At 70.3% G+C, this 16640-nt stretch carries 14 protein-coding genes and 1 pseudogene; 13 read left to right on the top strand and 2 right to left on the bottom strand.

What is annotated here, in order from left to right; genetic code table 11:
• From B9S57_RS12150 to B9S57_RS12175, 6 genes and pseudogenes are all read left to right on the top strand, one after another.
• A pseudogene (locus B9S57_RS12150) lies at positions 1–305 on the top strand (histidine kinase); the annotation flags it as partial.
• The gene (locus tag B9S57_RS12155) at positions 302–706 is read left to right on the top strand and encodes a roadblock/LC7 domain-containing protein (RefSeq protein WP_103515567.1); all 405 of its coding nucleotides are present in this window, start codon (positions 302–304) and stop codon (positions 704–706) included. The pseudogene B9S57_RS12150 and the gene B9S57_RS12155, both read left to right, overlap by 4 nt.
• Before the next feature lie 97 nt (positions 707–803).
• Positions 804–2006: an ABC transporter substrate-binding protein gene (locus B9S57_RS12160; protein WP_103515568.1), complete on the top strand. Its 1203-nt coding sequence runs from the start codon at positions 804–806 to the stop codon at positions 2004–2006.
• Between the two features lies 1 nt (position 2007).
• The gene (locus tag B9S57_RS12165; protein ID WP_103515569.1) at positions 2008–4005 is read left to right on the top strand and encodes an ABC transporter permease; all 1998 of its coding nucleotides are present in this window, start codon (positions 2008–2010) and stop codon (positions 4003–4005) included.
• A complete protein-coding gene (locus tag B9S57_RS12170) occupies positions 4002–4838 on the top strand; it encodes an ABC transporter ATP-binding protein (RefSeq protein ID WP_103515570.1) in 837 nt (278 codons plus the stop codon). Before B9S57_RS12165 ends, B9S57_RS12170 begins: the two co-directional genes overlap by 4 nt.
• Before the next feature lie 11 nt (positions 4839–4849).
• Entirely contained in the window at positions 4850–5578 is a 729-nt protein-coding gene (locus B9S57_RS12175) for an ABC transporter ATP-binding protein (protein ID WP_103515571.1), read from the top strand.
• A 32-nt stretch (positions 5579–5610) separates the two neighbouring features.
• Here the strand turns inward: B9S57_RS12175 and B9S57_RS12180 are convergent, their stop codons facing one another.
• Positions 5611–6834, bottom strand: a complete 1224-nt coding sequence (locus B9S57_RS12180) for an FAD-dependent monooxygenase (protein WP_103515572.1) — start codon at positions 6832–6834, stop codon at positions 5611–5613.
• Between the two features lie 426 nt (positions 6835–7260).
• A complete protein-coding gene (locus tag B9S57_RS12185; RefSeq protein WP_103515573.1) occupies positions 7261–7914 on the bottom strand; it encodes a thymidine kinase in 654 nt (217 codons plus the stop codon).
• Positions 7915–8480: 566 nt separating this feature from the next.
• Between B9S57_RS12185 and B9S57_RS12190 the strand changes: the two genes are divergently transcribed.
• The 7 genes from B9S57_RS12190 (at position 8481) to B9S57_RS12220 (ending at position 16595) form a co-directional block, all read left to right on the top strand.
• A complete protein-coding gene (locus tag B9S57_RS12190) occupies positions 8481–9542 on the top strand; it encodes a LacI family DNA-binding transcriptional regulator (protein WP_164493643.1) in 1062 nt (353 codons plus the stop codon).
• Between the two features lie 304 nt (positions 9543–9846).
• Positions 9847–11103: an extracellular solute-binding protein gene (locus B9S57_RS12195; protein ID WP_103515574.1), complete on the top strand. Its 1257-nt coding sequence runs from the start codon at positions 9847–9849 to the stop codon at positions 11101–11103.
• Complete coding sequence (locus tag B9S57_RS12200) at positions 11100–12104, top strand: carbohydrate ABC transporter permease (RefSeq protein ID WP_103515575.1); 1005 nt, start codon at positions 11100–11102, stop codon at positions 12102–12104. Before B9S57_RS12195 ends, B9S57_RS12200 begins: the two co-directional genes overlap by 4 nt.
• Positions 12101–12985, top strand: a complete 885-nt coding sequence (locus B9S57_RS12205) for a carbohydrate ABC transporter permease (RefSeq protein WP_103515576.1) — start codon at positions 12101–12103, stop codon at positions 12983–12985. The genes B9S57_RS12200 and B9S57_RS12205 overlap by 4 nt, the downstream gene beginning before the upstream one ends.
• A gap of 34 nt (positions 12986–13019) precedes the next feature.
• On the top strand, positions 13020–13655 hold the full coding sequence (locus B9S57_RS12210; protein ID WP_103515577.1) for a hypothetical protein: 636 nt from the start codon (positions 13020–13022) through the stop codon (positions 13653–13655).
• Positions 13656–13725: 70 nt separating this feature from the next.
• Positions 13726–15180: a glucoamylase family protein gene (locus B9S57_RS12215; protein WP_103515578.1), complete on the top strand. Its 1455-nt coding sequence runs from the start codon at positions 13726–13728 to the stop codon at positions 15178–15180.
• Positions 15177–16595, top strand: coding sequence for a sulfatase (locus tag B9S57_RS12220; protein ID WP_103515579.1), 1419 nt, complete (start codon positions 15177–15179; stop codon positions 16593–16595). Before B9S57_RS12215 ends, B9S57_RS12220 begins: the two co-directional genes overlap by 4 nt.
• The last annotated feature ends 45 nt before the right edge of the window (positions 16596–16640 follow it).

The following is a 16640-nucleotide window of genomic DNA, read 5'->3' on the forward strand; positions in this document are numbered from 1 at the left end:
GCGGGCGCACCGCCTCCCCCGCCCCGCGTCCCGTGCCCGACGAACCCGTCTCGCGCGTCGCCGGGGTCAGCTCCTCCGGGCTGCCTCTGCGGCAGCGCAACGCGCCCCAGCATCGCCCCGCCCCGGGCAAGCGGGGCGGTTCCGATCAACGGTCCGGCGCCACCGCACCCCGGCCGTCCCCCCGCCGCCGGGACTCCCGGCAGGTCTCCGACGTCCTCGCGGCCTACGCCCAGGGGATCAACCGGAGCACGACCCCCCGCAGGCGTTCCGCCACCGACGACGACACCGAACGGACCGAGAAATGACCTCACCCACCGACCTGAGCTGGATCCTGAGCGACTTCGCCGGACGCGTCCCGGAAGTCACCCGGGCGATAGCCGTGTCCGTGGACGGACTCGCGCTGGCCTACACCGGTGTGGAGCGTGACGACGCCGACCGGCTGGCGGCCCTCGCCTCCGGCGTCGTCAACCTGCTCTCCGCCGCAGCACAGGTGACTGACACCGACCCCGTCGAACACAGCCTCACAGCGATGGAGGGCGGCTACCTGTTCTCGATGGCCGTGTCCAGCGGCGCGTCCCTCCTGGTGACCACCACCAGGGACGCGGACATCGGCGAGGTCAGCTACACGATGTCCGAACTGATCAACCAGGTCGGTGACGCGCTGTCTCCCCACCTCCGCGCCCCGAGCGGATCGCCCGGTCGCTGAGCGCCGGCGGTTCCCCACCGCCGCACCAACCCCGTCCGCCGGCCCTCCCGGCGGCGGGGCCAGCCCGTTCTGCCCATTCCTCCCGATGAGAGCTCTCATGTTCTTCGACATATCCGGTCCGCTTCACCGCAGATTCCGTCCGTTGGGCGCTGCCGCCCTCGCACTCGGTCTGGCGGCCGTCAGCGGGTGCAGCGGCGACAGCGGCACCGACGCCGACACCGTGAAGGTCGGCCTCGTGGCCTCGCTGTCCGGCACCTACAAGCCCGTCGGAACCGACCTGCGAGCCGGCTTCGAGCTCTACCTGAAGACACACGGCAACAAGCTGGGCGGGCGCGAGGTCGAGCTCATCGTGGCGGACGAGGGCGACGGTCCGCCGACCGCCGTTCCCGCCGCGACCAAGCTGGTCAAGAAGGACAAGGTCGACGTGCTGACGGGCCTCGTCAGCGGTGGTTCGGTCAACGCGGTGCTGCCGCTGGTCAACCAGGCCAGGATCCCGTTCCTGGGGTCGAACGCCCGGCCGCCCGTCAAGGACCTCGAGTACGTGTGGACGACGAGCTTCATGTCCGACGAGCCGGGCAAGGCCATCGCCCCCTACGTCAAGGAGAAGGTGGACGGGCCGGTCTACGCGATCGGACCGGACTACCAGGGCGGTTACGACGAACTGCGCGGCTTCACCGACGAGTTCAAGCGCGTCAAGGGCAAGCTCGCCAACCCCGGCGGCAAGACCACCTGGACGCCCTTCCCGAAGACCACCAACTTCATGCCGTACTTCGCGGACATCGCCGAGACGGACGCCAAGGCGGTCTACTGCTTCTACGCCGGCAAGGCGGCCATCGACTTCGCCAAGCAGTACGCGCAGTCCGATGTCGCCGACCTCCCGCTGTACACGGCCTTCGTCACCGAGGGCAGTGTGCTCCAGGCCCAGGGCGACGCGGCCAAGGACATCTACTCGGTCCTGAACTACGCGCCCGACCTCGACAACGCGGCCAACCGCACGTTCGCCGCCGACTGGACGGCCGAGTACGACACGCAGCCGACCACGTACGCGATGTCGTCCTACGACGCGGCCGCCGTGCTGGACAAGGCGATCGCGGACGCCGCGAAGGAGGGTGAGGTGACGTCGAAGACCATCAACGAGGCCATCGCCGGGCTCGGCCAGATCGACAGCCCGCGCGGAGCCTGGGAGTTCGGCGACAAGGGGCACTCGCCGGTGCAGACCTGGTACCTGCGTCAGGTGAGGCCGGACGGCAGCCGGCTGGCCAACGTCATGGTCCAGGACCTGGCGACGCTCGGCGGCTGACATGGAGCTCCTCGATGCCCACCTCGTGCCGGCGGTGGACGGGGTGGCCTACGGGCTGCTGCTGTTCGTGGTCGCCGCCGGCCTGAGTCTCGCGTTCGGGACCGCCGGTGTGCTGAACCTGTCGCACGGCACGCTGTACGCGATCGGCGCCTACACGGGCGCCGAGCTGAGCGACGGAACCTGGGGCGGCCTCGCCCTCGGGCTGGCCGCCGGAACCGTGGCGGCGGCCCTCGCGGGGGCGGGGCTGTCCGCCGCGACCGTTCCGCTCGCCAGGCGTGGGCATCTCGCGCAGGCGCTGCTGACGTTCGGCATCGCCTTGGTCGGCGGCGATCTGCTCATCCAGATCTTCGGGGCGGACGACCTGCCGGTACGCGTCCCCGAGGCGCTCGACACCTCGGTGACGCTGCTGGGCCACCGGTACCCCGCGTACCGGCTCTGCTTCATCGTGATGGCCGTGACTCTGGCGGCGTTCGGTACGTGGGTGCTGACGCGGACCCGTATGGGGATGGCGGTACGGGCCTGCGCCGACGATCCGCAGATGCTCGCGGCCACCGGCCGGGGCCCCAGGGCGGTGCACACGGGCGTGCTCGCGGCGGCGGGGGCCCTGGCCGGCGCCGCGGGAGTGCTCGGGGCGCCGATCATCGGTCCGGGGCCGGGCACGTCCGAGACCGTGCTCATGCTCTCCCTCGTGGTGGTCGTCCTCGGCGGGCTGCGTTCGCTCTGGACGACCTTCTTCGCGGCGATCGGCGTGGGTGAGGTCCAGACGCTGGGTGTCTCGGTGCTGCCGGACCTCGCGCCGTACCTGCTCTTCGCAGCCATGGCGGCGGTCCTGGTGTTCCGCTCCCGTTTCGCCGAACCCGCTGCCGTGCACGGCCCCGAGGCCCCGCCGGCGGACCCGGTGGCCAAGCTGCGCCGCCTTCTCGCGGCCCGTCCCGGAGCGCGGTCCGGGACGTCCTCACCGAAGGCGGTCACCGTCCCCGTGCCCCCCGCCGGTGCCGGGGCGTGGGTACGGGGGACGGCGTGGCGTCGGGCGGCGCCGCTCCTCGTCCTGCTCGTCCTGCTGATCGCGCTGCCGGGGGTGCTCGACCCGTACAGCCTCTCCCTGGCCGGCTCCGCACTCGCTCTGGGGCTTCTCGCGGTGAGTGTCACCGTCCTCACCGGATATGCGGGGCTGCCCACACTCGGGCAGACCGCGCCCTTCGCCGTCGGCGCGTACGCCACCGCGAACCTGGCGGACGCCGGATGGACGGTGGGCCCGGTGCAGATCGTCCTCTCGGCCGTCGCGGCGGCGGTGTTCTCCGCGGTGACGGGGCCCGCGGTGATCCGGGCCCGCGGCACCACCGTCCTGATGATCACGCTCGCCGTGGGGGAGCTGACCGGCGCCGTCATCAACCAGGTCAAGTCCGTCACCGGAGGCGCCGACGGTCTCGTCGGCTTCCCCGCCACACGGCTGCTGTGGGGCCGTGAGGGGATGACCGACGAGAGCGAGCTCTACGCCTACGCCCTGGTGGTCGCCGTCGTCACCGTCTCCGTCGCCCTGCTCGTGCTGCGCTCCCCGGCCGGGAAGCTGCTCACCGGGGCCCGGGGCGCCGAGGCGCGGATGCGTGCCTCGGGACATCCCGTGGGCCGCTATCTGCTGGTGGCGCACGTCTGCGCCGGTGCGCTGGCCGGCGTGGGCGGCTCGCTGATGGTCAGCGTGCAGCAGTACCTCTCCCCCGCCGATGTCGGCTTCGAGATCGCCGCGTTCGCCCTGCTGGCGGCCGTCATCGGCGGCTCGACGTCCGTGATAGGCGCCCTGCTGGGCGCCGGCCTCATCGTCTTCACCCGTGACTGGGTCGCCGGTTCGTGGCCCGGCCACGGGCCGCTGCTGCTCGGGACGCTGTTCATCGCCGCCGTGTACCTGCTGCCGCGCGGCCTGGCCGGTCTGCGCGGCGCTCCGCGTACGCCCCCGCTCACGCCCTTGTCCACCCCGTCCCCGGCCGGGCAGGTCTCCCCATGACGTCCGCGAACGCCGAGCAAGCGGCACCCCCCGCGCTGGACCTCCACCGGCTCACCCGCAGATTCGGCAGCCTCACCGCGGTCGACGACGTCAGTCTGCGGCTCCCCGCCGGTGCCCGGCACGCCGTCATCGGCCCCAACGGCGCCGGCAAGACCACCCTGCTCGACCTCGTCGCGGGTACGGACCGGGCCGACCACGGCACCATCACCCTGAACGGCACGGACATCACCCGGACGGCCACCGCCGGGCGCAGCCGCCTCGGTGTCTCCCGTACCTTCCAGCAGCCGTCGGTGATCTCCGAACTGACCGTGCTGGACAACGTCGTCCTGGCCGGCTGGACACACCACCCGGAGCGCCGCGGCGCCTGGCGGCGCCCGTCCCGCTACCGGCTGCACACCGAGGCCGCGGGCCGTCATCTGGAGACCGTCGGCCTCGCGGACCTCGCCCACCGGCAGGCGGCGGCGCTCTCCCACGGACAGCGCCGCATGCTCGACCTCGCCGCCGCGTTGGCGGGCGAGCCGCGTCTGCTGCTCCTGGACGAGCCCGCGGCCGGCCTGACCGACGGGGACATCGGACGGCTGCTCTCCGTCCTCGGCGGTCTGCCGGACAGCGTCGCACTCGTCCTGGTCGAACACCATGTCGAGGTCGTCGCCCAACTGGCCACGTCCGTCACCGTGCTGGTGGCCGGGCGGGTCCTGGTCACCGGACCGACCCGGGAGGCCCTCGCCCACCCCGAGGTCCGCGACGCCTACCGCGGCACCGGCACGACGGCCGGGGCGTCGCCCGACGCCCCGCACGCCGTCACCGGCCCGTCTACCGACGCGAGAGGATGACACGTCCCACGATGCTCGAGATCACCGGCCTGACCGCGGGCTACGACGGCGGCACCGTGCTCCACGGTCTCGATCTGTCCGTTCCCGCCGGAAGGGTCCACGCCGTCGTCGGCCACAACGGCGCGGGCAAGACCACCCTCGTCCACACGGTGGCCGGACTGATGCGCCCCGGCGCAGGCACCGTGCGCCTCGGGGGCCGGGACGTGACCGGCCGTCCCACGCACCGGACGGCCCGCGCCGGCATCGGCCTCGTCCCGCAGGGCCGCCGGGTCTTCGCGGGCCTCACCGTCGGCGAGCACCTGCGGCTGTCCCACCGTCCGCCGCGCCGGGGCGACACCGCGCGCCCGAGCGTGTGGACCCCCGCGCGGGTCCTGGAACTGCTTCCCCGGCTGGGAGAGCGCCTGGGCCACCGGGGGGCCGATCTGTCAGGGGGAGAGCAGCAGATGCTGGCCCTGGCCCGCGCACTGCTCGGTTCGCCGAGTGTGCTGCTGCTCGACGAGCCGACCGAAGGGCTCGCTCCCGCGCTCGTCCGTCAGGTCCACGAACTGGTGACCACCCTGGCCGGCGAGGGCATCGCCGTCCTGCTGGTCTCCCCCAGTCCGGCCCGGGCGGCCGAGTGCGCGCACGCGCTCACGGTTCTCACCTCGGGACGGACCACGCTCCGTCTGGACGGCGAGGACGTCCGTGCCGACGACGGCGCTCTGCACGCCGCGCTCGACCTCACGCCGACGGTCCCCTGAGCCCACGGGACCACGGCCGCCGTCCGCCGCGCTCAGGGCCGGCCGGCCTTCAGGCTGTGTCCGCCGAAGCCGCTGCGCCGGTCGGATCCGCTGTTCTGGTCCCGCCACCACACGTCGAACTCCGGCTGCCCCATGGCGGACCAGTCCGGTGTCTCCTCGACCTGTGCTCGGCCCATCCTCCGGGCGAGCGCGACCATGGCCGCGCCGACCGGTCCACGGCTCGTGTCGTACCGCTCCAGGACCTCTTTCCAGGTGCCCCCGGCCACCCAGGCGGCCTCCAGGGCGGTGGCGTCCTGGAGCGCCTTCACGCTGCCGCCGCCGATGTGCGGCCGGGCGACGCTCGCCGCGTCACCGACGAGCACCATCCGTCCCGAGGTGTAGTGCGGCACCTCGAGGTCGTAGATCGGCTGGATGAAGGTGTCGTCGGCGGGCGTGCGAAGGACCCTGGCCGCCCAGTACGGCGGGAAGTTGTCGGTGACCAACGCGCGCAGACGGGCGGTGAGTTCGGCGTTCAGACGCCCCGGCGGCAGCGAGGTCGGGGTCCGCAGGTCGGGCTGGAGGGCGTCCGTCTGCGGGGGCGCGGTGTAGAGCACCCAGTTGAGCCGGTGACCGCCGCCGCCGTCCGGGATGCGGTAGAGCATGCAGTGGCCGCCGGGGAAGACGATGTTGTGGGCGGAGCGGCCGTCCAGGGGCAGGCCCTCGACGTCCGGTGAGGTGCCGCGCCAGCCGATGTATCCGGCGTACGAGGCGCCGGCGCCGGGGAACATGGCCTCGCGAACGACGGAGCGGTATCCGTCGGCGCCGATCACGAGGTCGAAGTTCTGCTGGTGGCCGTCGGCCAGACGCAGCGTCACTCCCTCGGCATCCGGTTCCACGGCGGTGACCACGGCGCCGGACCGGTAGCTGACGTCCTCGGGTATCCGGCGGCGCAACTCGCTCCACAGGGAGCCCCAGTTGTACGCGCGGAAGGGGAACGGCTGCTCGCCGACGGCGCGGCCGTGCTCCGCGTCGCCCTCGCGCACGCTCCACACCCGGTGGGTCAGCGGCGCCCAGGGCATCTCGGGGGCGACGTACCCGGCGTCCCTCAACTCGTCGTAGCGGTCGCTCTGCAGGGCTATGCCCACGCCCCTGTCACGGAGTTCCGCGTCGGCACGCTCGAAGACGGTGACCTCACCGGCTCCCCCGCGTGACGCGGCCAGGGCCGCGGCACACCCCGCTATGCTGCCGCCGACCACGGCGATGCTGCCTCCACGCATGATGGCTCTCCACTCGTTTGGCGTTCCGGTCGCCGTCCGGAGCTCTGCCGCATTCGGCTGACCGGCCCGAAGTCCACTGGTTCTGGGGCTCGTTGTGCCATCCAGCTGGTCAGGGCACGGAGGGAATCCTATCCAGGGCACCCGGTCGGCGAGCAGCGCGCACATCGGCCTGGGTCCCCGACCATTGCCTCGGCCCGGGAACTCTTCGCTCGCTGCCGGCCGAGGAGAACACCACCATCCCGCGTCATGGCGACGTGAACGCGGGGACGGCGCTCCCGTCGGACACCGAAGAGGCCCGAGCCGTGATCACCGAGAAGTCGGTCGACTGCTGGATCGAGGAACTCCCGATCGCGATCTGACAGCAGGATCGGCTCCGGGACCCTCGGGACGCCCCGCGCCCGCCACGGTTCTGTGGCGAGTCGATGCTCAGGCCGGGGCGACCGGCAGGACGTCCGGAGAGAGGGTGCCTGCATGTGCGGCGGCGCTCGTCACGCGGCGGCGGTGGTGACGCCGGCACAGCACCTCGTAGCCCACGTCCCCGGCCGGCCGGTCCACATCGCCGACGACGACCTGCTCGCCCTCCACCACCATCTCGCCACCCACGGTGCGGGCATTGTGCGTGGCACGGGCACCGCACCAGCACATCGCCTCGACCTGCAGTGTCTCTATCCGGTCCGCCAGTTCGATCAGCCGCTGCGAGCCGGGGAAGAGCTTGGTGCGGAAGTCCGTGGTGATGCCGAAGGCGAACACGTCGAGGCCGAGGTCGTCGACCACACGGGCCAGTTGGTCGATCTGCTCGGGGGCGAGGAACTGGGCCTCGTCCACGATCACATGGTCGACCTTGTCGCCCTTGGACATCCGGCTGACGAGATAACCGTAGAGATCCATGCCCGGGGAAGCCTCGACCGCCTCCGTCACCAGACCCAGCCGGGAGGACAGCTTGCCCTCCCCCGCCCGGTCGTCGCGGGTGAAGATCACACCCTGCAGCCCGCGCGCCGACCGGTTGTGCGCGATCTGCAGCGCGAGTGTGCTTTTGCTCGTGCACTCGCCATTTCCGCGTTGGAGTGCGACCGGCAGCATGGTTCAACCTCGCGGGCGCCCGCTTCCATTGCCTTGCTACCTCGCTCACAGGTCGTAACTGCGCGGACCCTTCGCCGCCTGCGTCGCCACCGGTACCGCTCAGCCAGAAAGTCGAACGTGCCCTGAACACCGCCTGCGGCAGGGCGCGGTGCCCGCGGTGTCTGCGGCTCTTTCGCAGGTCATCCGGACGCGCAGGGCCAGGATCGGAGTCCGATCCGTTTCGTCCGCGAGAGCACTCCTCCATTCGATCCCCGGCAGGGGTTGTTCCAGCTTGTCCGGACGACGGTCCGGAGCGCTCTTGAGGAGTGCCGCATTGACCGACATCGGAACCCTTACGATGCACGAAATCCCTCCCTTCGTCCGGACAACTGGCAGCCCTCTGCTTCCCGTTGAACGACCGTTAAGGTGCAACACGCACCCTGTCCACGGTAGGCGGCCTCACGACCCACTCCTACGGCGCCGCCTTGCCTCGGCACCCGGTCGCAACCTCCCCTGAATGCGCTTTCAGCCAGCGGGCGCCCGCGTGGGAGTATTACGACATCAGACGAAAGAGGTGATGCGACGCGATGAGCGCGCCCACGGTGTACGACGTCGCCGAGCAAGCGGGAGTCTCCATCGCGACAGTGTCGCGTGTCTACCGCAGCCCCGACTCGGTACGCGCACAGACACGGGAGCGGGTCCTGTCCAGCGCGCGGGAGCTCGGATACGTCCCCAGCGGGAACGCGCGCGGCCTGGCCAGCCGCAGCACGGGCGTCCTCGGCCTGTGCTATCCCGACTTCCACGACTCCGAAGCGGACAGCGCGCCGGAGGCTGATCCCGGCGAGGTGACGCTCTACTCCGACGAGGTCATCAGGGGTATGGAGCGGGCGGCGCGTCGGCACGGCTACGCACTGCTCATCGCCGCCGCGCACGCCGACGACGCGGGAACGCGCCTCGCGGAGGTCGCCAGCCGCGTGGACGGGCTCGCCGTCCTTGCCCAGTCCATGCCCGACGAGGCCTTGGACATGGTGGCGCGCCGGCTGCCGGTGACCCTGCTCGCCGGCCACCGGGCGCAAGGCCTCGACCACGTCCAGGTGGCCAACTTCGACGGCCTCCTCGAGGTCACCCGGCACCTCCTCACGACGCATCGGCTGCAGCGACTCGCGTTCATCGGCGGACCGCCCGACTCCCCCGACGGCGAGGCCCGGTTCCGCGGTTTCCAGGCGGCGCATCTGGAGGCCGACCTCCCCCTGCCCGAGCACCCCGACGCGCGCGGCGACCTGACGCAGGCGGCAGGGCGCAAGGCGGTCGAGGAGCTGTTCGGCGCGCCCGGACCCGGGCCGCGGCCGCAAGGTCTGGTGTTCGCCAACGACCAGATGGCGGTGGGGGCGCTGCACGCCCTCGACGCGCGCGGTATCTCCGTACCGGGCGATCTTGCCGTGACCGGGTTCGACGGGATTCCGCTGAGCAGCCTCGTCAGGCCGACACTCACGACGGTACGCCAGCCCATGGGGCAGCTGGGCGTGGCGGCCGTCGAGCTACTCGTGGCACGGCTCGAGCAGCGCGACCGCCCCACGGAGGCAAGGGTGCTGCCGGTGTCGGCGACGTACCGCGAGAGCTGCGGGTGCCCGCCGGGCCCGGCCGCGTAGGCAGTTCCCGGAGTTAACAGCAGCCTTTGACGCCCTTCGCCATGCGTCCGGGCACCCGCAGGTGGGTCGCCTGCGCCTGCCGCCGTCCGGCCCGGCGCGATGCCGAGCAGTTCGCGGGCGGCAGGTCCGCATGACACAGATGCGCCGTACGACGCCGATGCCCAGGCCGGTCGCACCGAAGGGTGGAGCCACCCCCGCGTTACGCAAGCGTTACGCACATTCCTCTTGAGTGGAACCACCGCGTGTTGCAGAGTCATGTATGCGCTTTCAGGGAGCGCATACATGGAGCTCTAGGAGGAGCCGTATGGCACGCCTGGCCAAGCCCGTTGTCGGCATTGCCGTCACGGTGGTGACCGCTCTCGGCCTGACCGCCTGCGGCGGCGGCAGTGACGAGCAGAAATCCGCCGACGCAAAGCAGACACTGACCGTCTGGGGCATGGGCGAGGAGGCCAAGCGGCTCTCCGAGGTCGCCAAAGACTTCGAGAAGGACAATCCGAACATTACCGTGAAGGTGACCCCGGTCGGCTGGGACGTCGTGGGGCAGAAGATGACATCTGCCGCGGCGGCCGGGACGCTCCCGGACATGGCGCAGATGGGCTCCACGATGATGGGCCAGTTCATCGCGCTCGACTCCCTGGAGCCGGTCGACGAGAAGGCCTTCAAGAAGTCCGACTTCTTCCCCGCCACCTGGGAGAACAACGTGGCGGACGGCACCGCCTACGGCGTGCCCTGGTACGCCGATGTGCGCGGTCTCTACTACCGCACCGACCTCGCCGAGAAGGCCGGCATCAAGAAGGCCCCCACCACGTGGGGGGATCACCACAAGCTCGCCGAGGCATACCAGAAGGACGGCTCCGAGTGGGGCACCGCCCTCCAGCCCGGCAACACCGGCGCCTGGCAGAGCTACCTGCAGTTCCTGTACGGCGAGGGCGGCGACATCGTCGACAAGGACGGCAAGTCCGCGCTCGGCTCCCCCGAGGCCGTGCAGGCCTTCGAGAAGTGGGGCAGCTACTTCAAGGACGGCCTGGCCAAGAAGAACTTCGTGGTCGGCGCCGACGTGGCCAAGACCTTCGCCAGCGGCGACGAACCGACGTTCATGTCCGGCCCGTGGATGGTCCAGAACCTCAATGACCAGCAGCCGCAGCTCAAGGGCAAGTGGAAGGTCGCGCCGTTGCCGGCCGGGCCCAAGGGCTCGGTCTCGTGGGTCGGCGGCGCCTCACTCGTGACCTTCAAGGACAGTGAGCACAAGGCCGCGGCCGAGGCGTTCACCAAGTACCTGACCACGCCCGAGATGCAGGGCAAGTGGTACGAGATGGCCAAGTCGATCCCGGCCAACAAGGCCGCGTTCGAGCAGCCCCAGCTCAAGGACAGCAAGGAGGCCGAGAGCCTCAAGGTGTTCGAGAAGACCCTCGACACCGCCAAGGAGGTCCCGCCGATGGAGAAGTGGAACGAGATCGCCGCGGCGATCGAGGGCACCCTGGAGAAGATCGCCCAGGGTGGCGGCCCGGCCGCCGAGGCGAAGAAGCTCCAGACGGCAACCGAAGGGCTGATGAACCCGTGAGCACCGCCGCCACCAAGGCCGGGGCCGACGACCGGGCCCAGCGCCCGGCCGCGTCCCCGGCCCCGGCCGGCGGCTCCAACGGGAAGCAGTCCGGGGCGGGCCACGAGTTCCGCCCCGACCGGCTCTCCCGGCAGAACCTCGCGGGCTGGCTGTACTCCACGCCGTTCCTGGTCCTCTTCCTGACCTTCATGGCGTTCCCCATCGTGGCCACACTCCTGATGAGCTTCACGGACTTCGGCCTGCGCAACGTCACCAACCCCTTCGACGCCGAGTTCGTCGGCCTGGAGAACTACACCGCGCTCGCCGACGACGAGAAGTTCGTCAAGGCGCTGTTCAACACCGGATACTTCGTGGTGCTCGGCGTCCCGCTGACCATCGGCAGCGGCCTGGTCGCGGCCGTGCTCCTCAACTCCGGCATCGAGCGCTTCCGTACCTTCTTCCGGGTCGGCTTCTACGTCCCGGTCGTCACCGCCATCGTCGCCGTGGCCGTCATCTGGCGGTTCGTGCTCGATCCGTCGGAGGGTCTGATCGCCGGGCTCGGCACCCAACTGGGCTTCTCCACCCCGGATTTCCTCGGATCCGAGACGCTCGCCATGCCGTCCCTGATCATGATGGCCGTCTGGCGCAACATGGGCACGGCGATGGTCCTCTTCCTGGCCGGCCTGCAGGCCATCCCGACCGATGTCCGCGAGGCCGCCAAGCTCGACGGCGCGGGAGCGTTCCAGGAGTTCCGCCGGATCACGGTCCCGCTGCTCCGCCCGACGATGCTGTACGTCGCGGTGATGACCACCATCGGCTTCCTGAACGTATTCGAGGAACCGTTCGTGATGACCAACGGCGGCCCCGGCGACAGCACCCTGACCGTGTCGCTGCACATGTACGAGCAGGGCTTCAGCTTCTTCCACATGGGCTCCGCAAGCGCCATGGCGTACGTCCTGTTCACGATCGTCCTGGCCGTCACGCTGCTCCAGTTCCGCCTGCTGAAGGACAAGACCCGATGAGCGCCACCGAGCTCGAAGACGCCCGTGCGTCCCGCAAGGGGCGAACGGCCACCTCGCGGACGCCGGGCAGCTCCGCCCTCACGTACACGCTCCTGGGCATCGGCCTGCTCGTGATGTCCGCACCCTTCCTGTGGATGGGGATCTCCGCCTTCAAGACACAGAAGGATCTGGGCGCGAGCCCGCCGGTGTGGATACCGGCCGAGTGGACCCTCGCGAACTTCCGCAAGCTGCTCGACCTCATGGACATCGGCCAGGCGTTCGCCAACTCGGCGATCGTCGCGATCTCCGTCACCGCCTGCAACCTGGTGTTCTGCTCGATGCTGGGTTACGCGCTCGCCAAGCTGAACTTCGCGGGCAAGCGGTTCGTGCTGGCCGTGGTGCTCGGCGCCCTGATGGTGCCCGGCAATCTGATGCTGCTGCCGAAGTTCGTGATGATGAGCAAGATGGAGCTGCTCGACTCCTACGCGGCGCTCATCCTGCCGTTCGCGGCCGGCGCGTTCGGGGTGTTCCTGATGCGGCAGTTCATGATGGCCATCCCCGACGAGCTGCTCGAAGCAGCCCGGATCGACGGGGCCGGTGAGTGGTACATCTTCTGGCGGATCGTGATGCCACTGGTCAAGCCGGCCCTCGCCACGCTCACGATCTTCGTGTTCCTCGGCTCGTGGAACAACTTCCTGTGGCCGTTGGTCGCCACCAACGACCCGGACAAGTACACGCTGCCGGTCGCACTCGCCACCTTCGCGACCGACCCCACCCTGGCCGACGGATCCAACGGCGTGATGATGGCCGGAGCCTTCCTGGTGGTACTCCCGGTGGTCGCGGTCTTCGTCGTCCTCCAGCGCCACTTCACGCAGGGGATCGCCACCTCCGGCCTCAAGTGACGCCCGTCTGACACCGGCTTCCGAAAGGCTGACCATGCCCCCGCACCACACGGTGCTGCGCTCCCGTGACTGCACGGGCCATGTGCTGCTCGACTGGGAGCCGGTGGCCGGTGCGCTCGGCTATCTCGTGCACCGCGCCGACCAGTACGAAGGCCCGTACGCCCCGCTGCACGTGACAGGCGTACCGCGCCCGCCGTACGCGGACACGCACGTCGAGGCGGGCCACGGTTACTGGTACCGGATCGCACCCTGGACGGCCCGCGGCACACAGCCGCCGTTGCCGGACACCGTGCGCGGTTGCGCGCTCGCGCGGGGCAGCAGGCCGGCTGCCGTGCGGGTCGCCGTCGACGTCGGCGACCCGCGTGCGGTCCACGTCACCGGAGACGGGGCGCGTGCCCTGGTGAAGGCGACTGCCGACCGGCGCGAGGGCGCGTTCGAGGTGCTCCTCGTGAACACGGCCCCGGACCGTACGGGGTCCGCGCCGGTCCCGCTGCTCGAACGACACGCGACCGTCGAGGTCTCCGGTCTCGAGCCCGGCGCGCGCTATCGCGTTCACGCCGGTGACCCGGCGCGCGAACACAACCTGCGCGTCGGTGACGACGGCGTCGTTCACACCTCTCTCGTGCTGCCCATGCCGGGCGTCCGCACCTTGCGCCTCACCCGCGCCTGAAAATCCCGTTCCTCCTCTGCGATCCCGTCCTCCCACGAACCCGTCCTCCCACCACAGGAGTTGATCAGCCGTGAAACGACGTACGTTCCTGGCCGCCACCGCCGGCACCTCCGCCGCCCTCGCCCTGAGCGCCCCCTCCATGGCCTTGGCACGCGGCCTGGACACCGAGGCGCAGCTGCGCAGCTGGTTCGCCGACACCTACCGCTCCCTCGAAGCGATGGTCCCGGAGAGCGGCCTGCCCGCCGACAACATCAACCTCAGCGGCGACAAGCCGGTGCTCACCGAGAACACCTCGACGACGAACATCGGCTGCTGGATGTGGTCGACCGTCGCCGCCGCGGGACTCGACGTGATCACCGAGGGCGAGATGCAGCGCCGCCTCACCCGTACGATCACGACCGTCGAGAAGATGGAGCGCTTCCACGGCTTCTGGGTGAACTGGTACAACACGTTCACCGGTGAGGTCCTGCACGAGTGGCCCGGCAGCGGTGCCAAGGTCAACCTGCTGCTCTCCACCGTCGACAACGCCTGGCTGGACGTCGGCCTGCGGATCGCCGAGTACGCCGCCGAGCCCGCCCTCGCCGCCCGCATCCGCAAGCTGCGCGCCGGCATCGACTGGTCCTTCTTCTACAACGCCTACGACGCCGCCGACCCGGTCGCCCACCCCGGTCTCATGCACACCGGCTTCAAGGTCGAAGAGAACACCCTCACTCCGTACCACTATGGTGCGCTGGTCTCCGAGACCCGCATGGCCGGCTACCTGGGCATCACCGACGGCACCGCGCCGAGCAGCCACTACTGGCACATGCTGCGCACCTTCGCCCCGGACGCGCAGCAGGAGATGCCGCCCAAGGGTGAGTGGGTCACCCGCGACGGCGTGCGCTACTTCAACGGCCACTACACCTACCGCGGCCGCAACGTCGTCCCCGGCTGGGGCGGCGACATGTTCGGCCAGCTGATGCCCGAGCTGTTCGTCCCCTCTGCGAAGCTCAACTCCTCCTGGCGCACCACCCTCACCCACCACGTCCTCGGCCAGCGCGACCACGGCCTGATCGACGCCGAGTACGGCTACTGGGGCTTCTCCCCGTGCAACGTCCCCGAGGGCGGCTACCAGGAGTACGGCGTGCAGTTCCTCGGCATCTCGCCCGAGGGCTACTGCTCCAACACCGACCGGACCTACGTCCCGTACGGCGAGCCGATGCCGGCCCCATCCGCGTACACCAACGGCGTCGTCACCCCGCACGCCGGCGCGATGGCGCTGATGATCCGCCCCAAGGACGCGATGGACAACCTGCGCCGTATCGCCCGCGACTTCGACTCCTACGAGGACGGCATGGGCTTCTACGACTCCGTCAACGTGGGCACGGGCAAGGTCAGCGACCGCATGCTCTCGCTCGATCAGGGCATGGCCGCTGCCGCCTTCGCTCAGGTCCTCAAGCCGGGGCTGCTTCAGCGCCCCTTCATGAAGGGCGCGGGTGCCCGCCGCCTCAACACCACGCTCGCCAAGGAGGACTTCGGCCTGTGAGTGCGGCCCGCGACCAGCGTCCCAACCTGGTCTTCTTCATGACCGACGACCATGCCGTCCCGGCCATCAGCGCCTACGGCAGCGTCATCAACGAGACGCCCGCCGTGGACAGACTGGCCGCCGAAGGCATGCGCTTCGACAACGCCTTCTGCACCAACTCGATCTGCTCGCCCGCCCGCGCGTCGCTCCTGACCGGCACCTACAGCCATGTCAACGGGATGACGACCCTGGAGCAGCAGGGCCAGAAGTTCGACGCCACCCAGCCGTCCTTCCCCGAGATGCTGCAGGCGGAGGGCTACCAGACGGCGATCGTCGGCAAGTGGCACCTGGGCCACGGCGGGAAGTCCGACCCGGTCGGCTTCGACTACTGGGAGGTCCTGCCGGAGCACGGCGTCTACCACGACCCGTCCTTCGTGACGCGGGACGGCGAGAAGCAGTACACCGGCTACGTCACCGACCTCATCACCGACCTCGCCCTGAACTGGCTCGACAAGCGCGACCCCGACCGGCCCTTCGCGCTGCTCATCCAGCACAAGGCCCCGCACCGCGCGTTCGAACCCGCCGAGCGGCACCGCAACCTGTACGAGAACGTGGACATTCCGGCCCCGGCCACCCTCCACGACGACTACAGCGACCGCGCCCACGCCGCCGCCGAGGCAGAGATGCGGATGCGCGACCTGCAGCGGCACGACCTCAAGGCCCCGGTCCCCGAAGGGTTGAGCGAGCGCGAGGAGCGCGAGTGGCGCTACCAGCGCTACATCAAGGAGTACCTGCGGGTCATCGCAGCGCTCGACGAGAACGTCGGCCGGGTGCTCCACTTCCTCCACGTCACCGGTCTCGAGTCGGAGACAGCCGTCGCCTACACCTCGGACCACGGCTTCTACCTGGGTGAACACGGCTGGTTCGACAAGCGCTTCATGTACGACCCGTCGCTCCGTATCCCCCTCGTCGTGCGCTGGCCGGGCGTCACACAGCCCGGCAGCTCTTGCGACGAGCTCGTCGTCAACGTCGATTACGCGCAGACGTTCCTCGATATGGCGGGTGTGGAAGCGCATCCACGGATGCAGGGCAGCAGCCTCAAGCCGCTGCTCGCGGGCGAGAAGCCGGAGGACTGGCGGCAGGCGATGTACTACCGCTACTTCGAGCATCTCGACGTCTGCCACAACGTCCAGGCCAGCTACGGCATCCGCACCCACACCCACAAGTTGATCCACTACCCGGGTCACGGCTCGGGTCAGGTCGGCGCGAAGGACGAGACGCGCACGCCCGAGTGGGAGCTGTTCGACCTGGTCATCGACCCTGACGAGCTGCACAACCGGTACGCGGACCCGGCGTACGCGGAGCTCGTCAAGGAGCTCACCGAGCAGCTGACCGCGCTCCAACTGCACTACGGGGACAAGCCCGAGCACGTCTGAGCCCACCCCGGCACCACCGCACGCCCCTTCCCGCCCCGGTCCACC

It is taken from the genome of Streptomyces sp. SM10 (genome assembly GCF_002910915.1).
Taxonomy (GTDB): Bacteria; Actinomycetota; Actinomycetes; order Streptomycetales; family Streptomycetaceae; genus Streptomyces.

Coding starts and splice junctions, on each gene's coding strand:
- B9S57_RS12155 (WP_103515567.1), top strand. CDS start 302: ATGACCTCACCCACCGACCTGAGCTGGATCCTGAGCGACTTCGCCGGA.
- B9S57_RS12160 (WP_103515568.1), top strand. CDS start 804: ATGTTCTTCGACATATCCGGTCCGCTTCACCGCAGATTCCGTCCGTTG.
- B9S57_RS12165 (WP_103515569.1), top strand. CDS start 2,008: ATGGAGCTCCTCGATGCCCACCTCGTGCCGGCGGTGGACGGGGTGGCC.
- B9S57_RS12170 (WP_103515570.1), top strand. CDS start 4,002: ATGACGTCCGCGAACGCCGAGCAAGCGGCACCCCCCGCGCTGGACCTC.
- B9S57_RS12175 (WP_103515571.1), top strand. CDS start 4,850: ATGCTCGAGATCACCGGCCTGACCGCGGGCTACGACGGCGGCACCGTG.
- B9S57_RS12180 (WP_103515572.1), bottom strand. CDS start 6,834: ATGCGTGGAGGCAGCATCGCCGTGGTCGGCGGCAGCATAGCGGGGTGT.
- B9S57_RS12185 (WP_103515573.1), bottom strand. CDS start 7,914: ATGCTGCCGGTCGCACTCCAACGCGGAAATGGCGAGTGCACGAGCAAA.
- B9S57_RS12190 (WP_164493643.1), top strand. CDS start 8,481: ATGAGCGCGCCCACGGTGTACGACGTCGCCGAGCAAGCGGGAGTCTCC.
- B9S57_RS12195 (WP_103515574.1), top strand. CDS start 9,847: ATGGCACGCCTGGCCAAGCCCGTTGTCGGCATTGCCGTCACGGTGGTG.
- B9S57_RS12205 (WP_103515576.1), top strand. CDS start 12,101: ATGAGCGCCACCGAGCTCGAAGACGCCCGTGCGTCCCGCAAGGGGCGA.
- B9S57_RS12210 (WP_103515577.1), top strand. CDS start 13,020: ATGCCCCCGCACCACACGGTGCTGCGCTCCCGTGACTGCACGGGCCAT.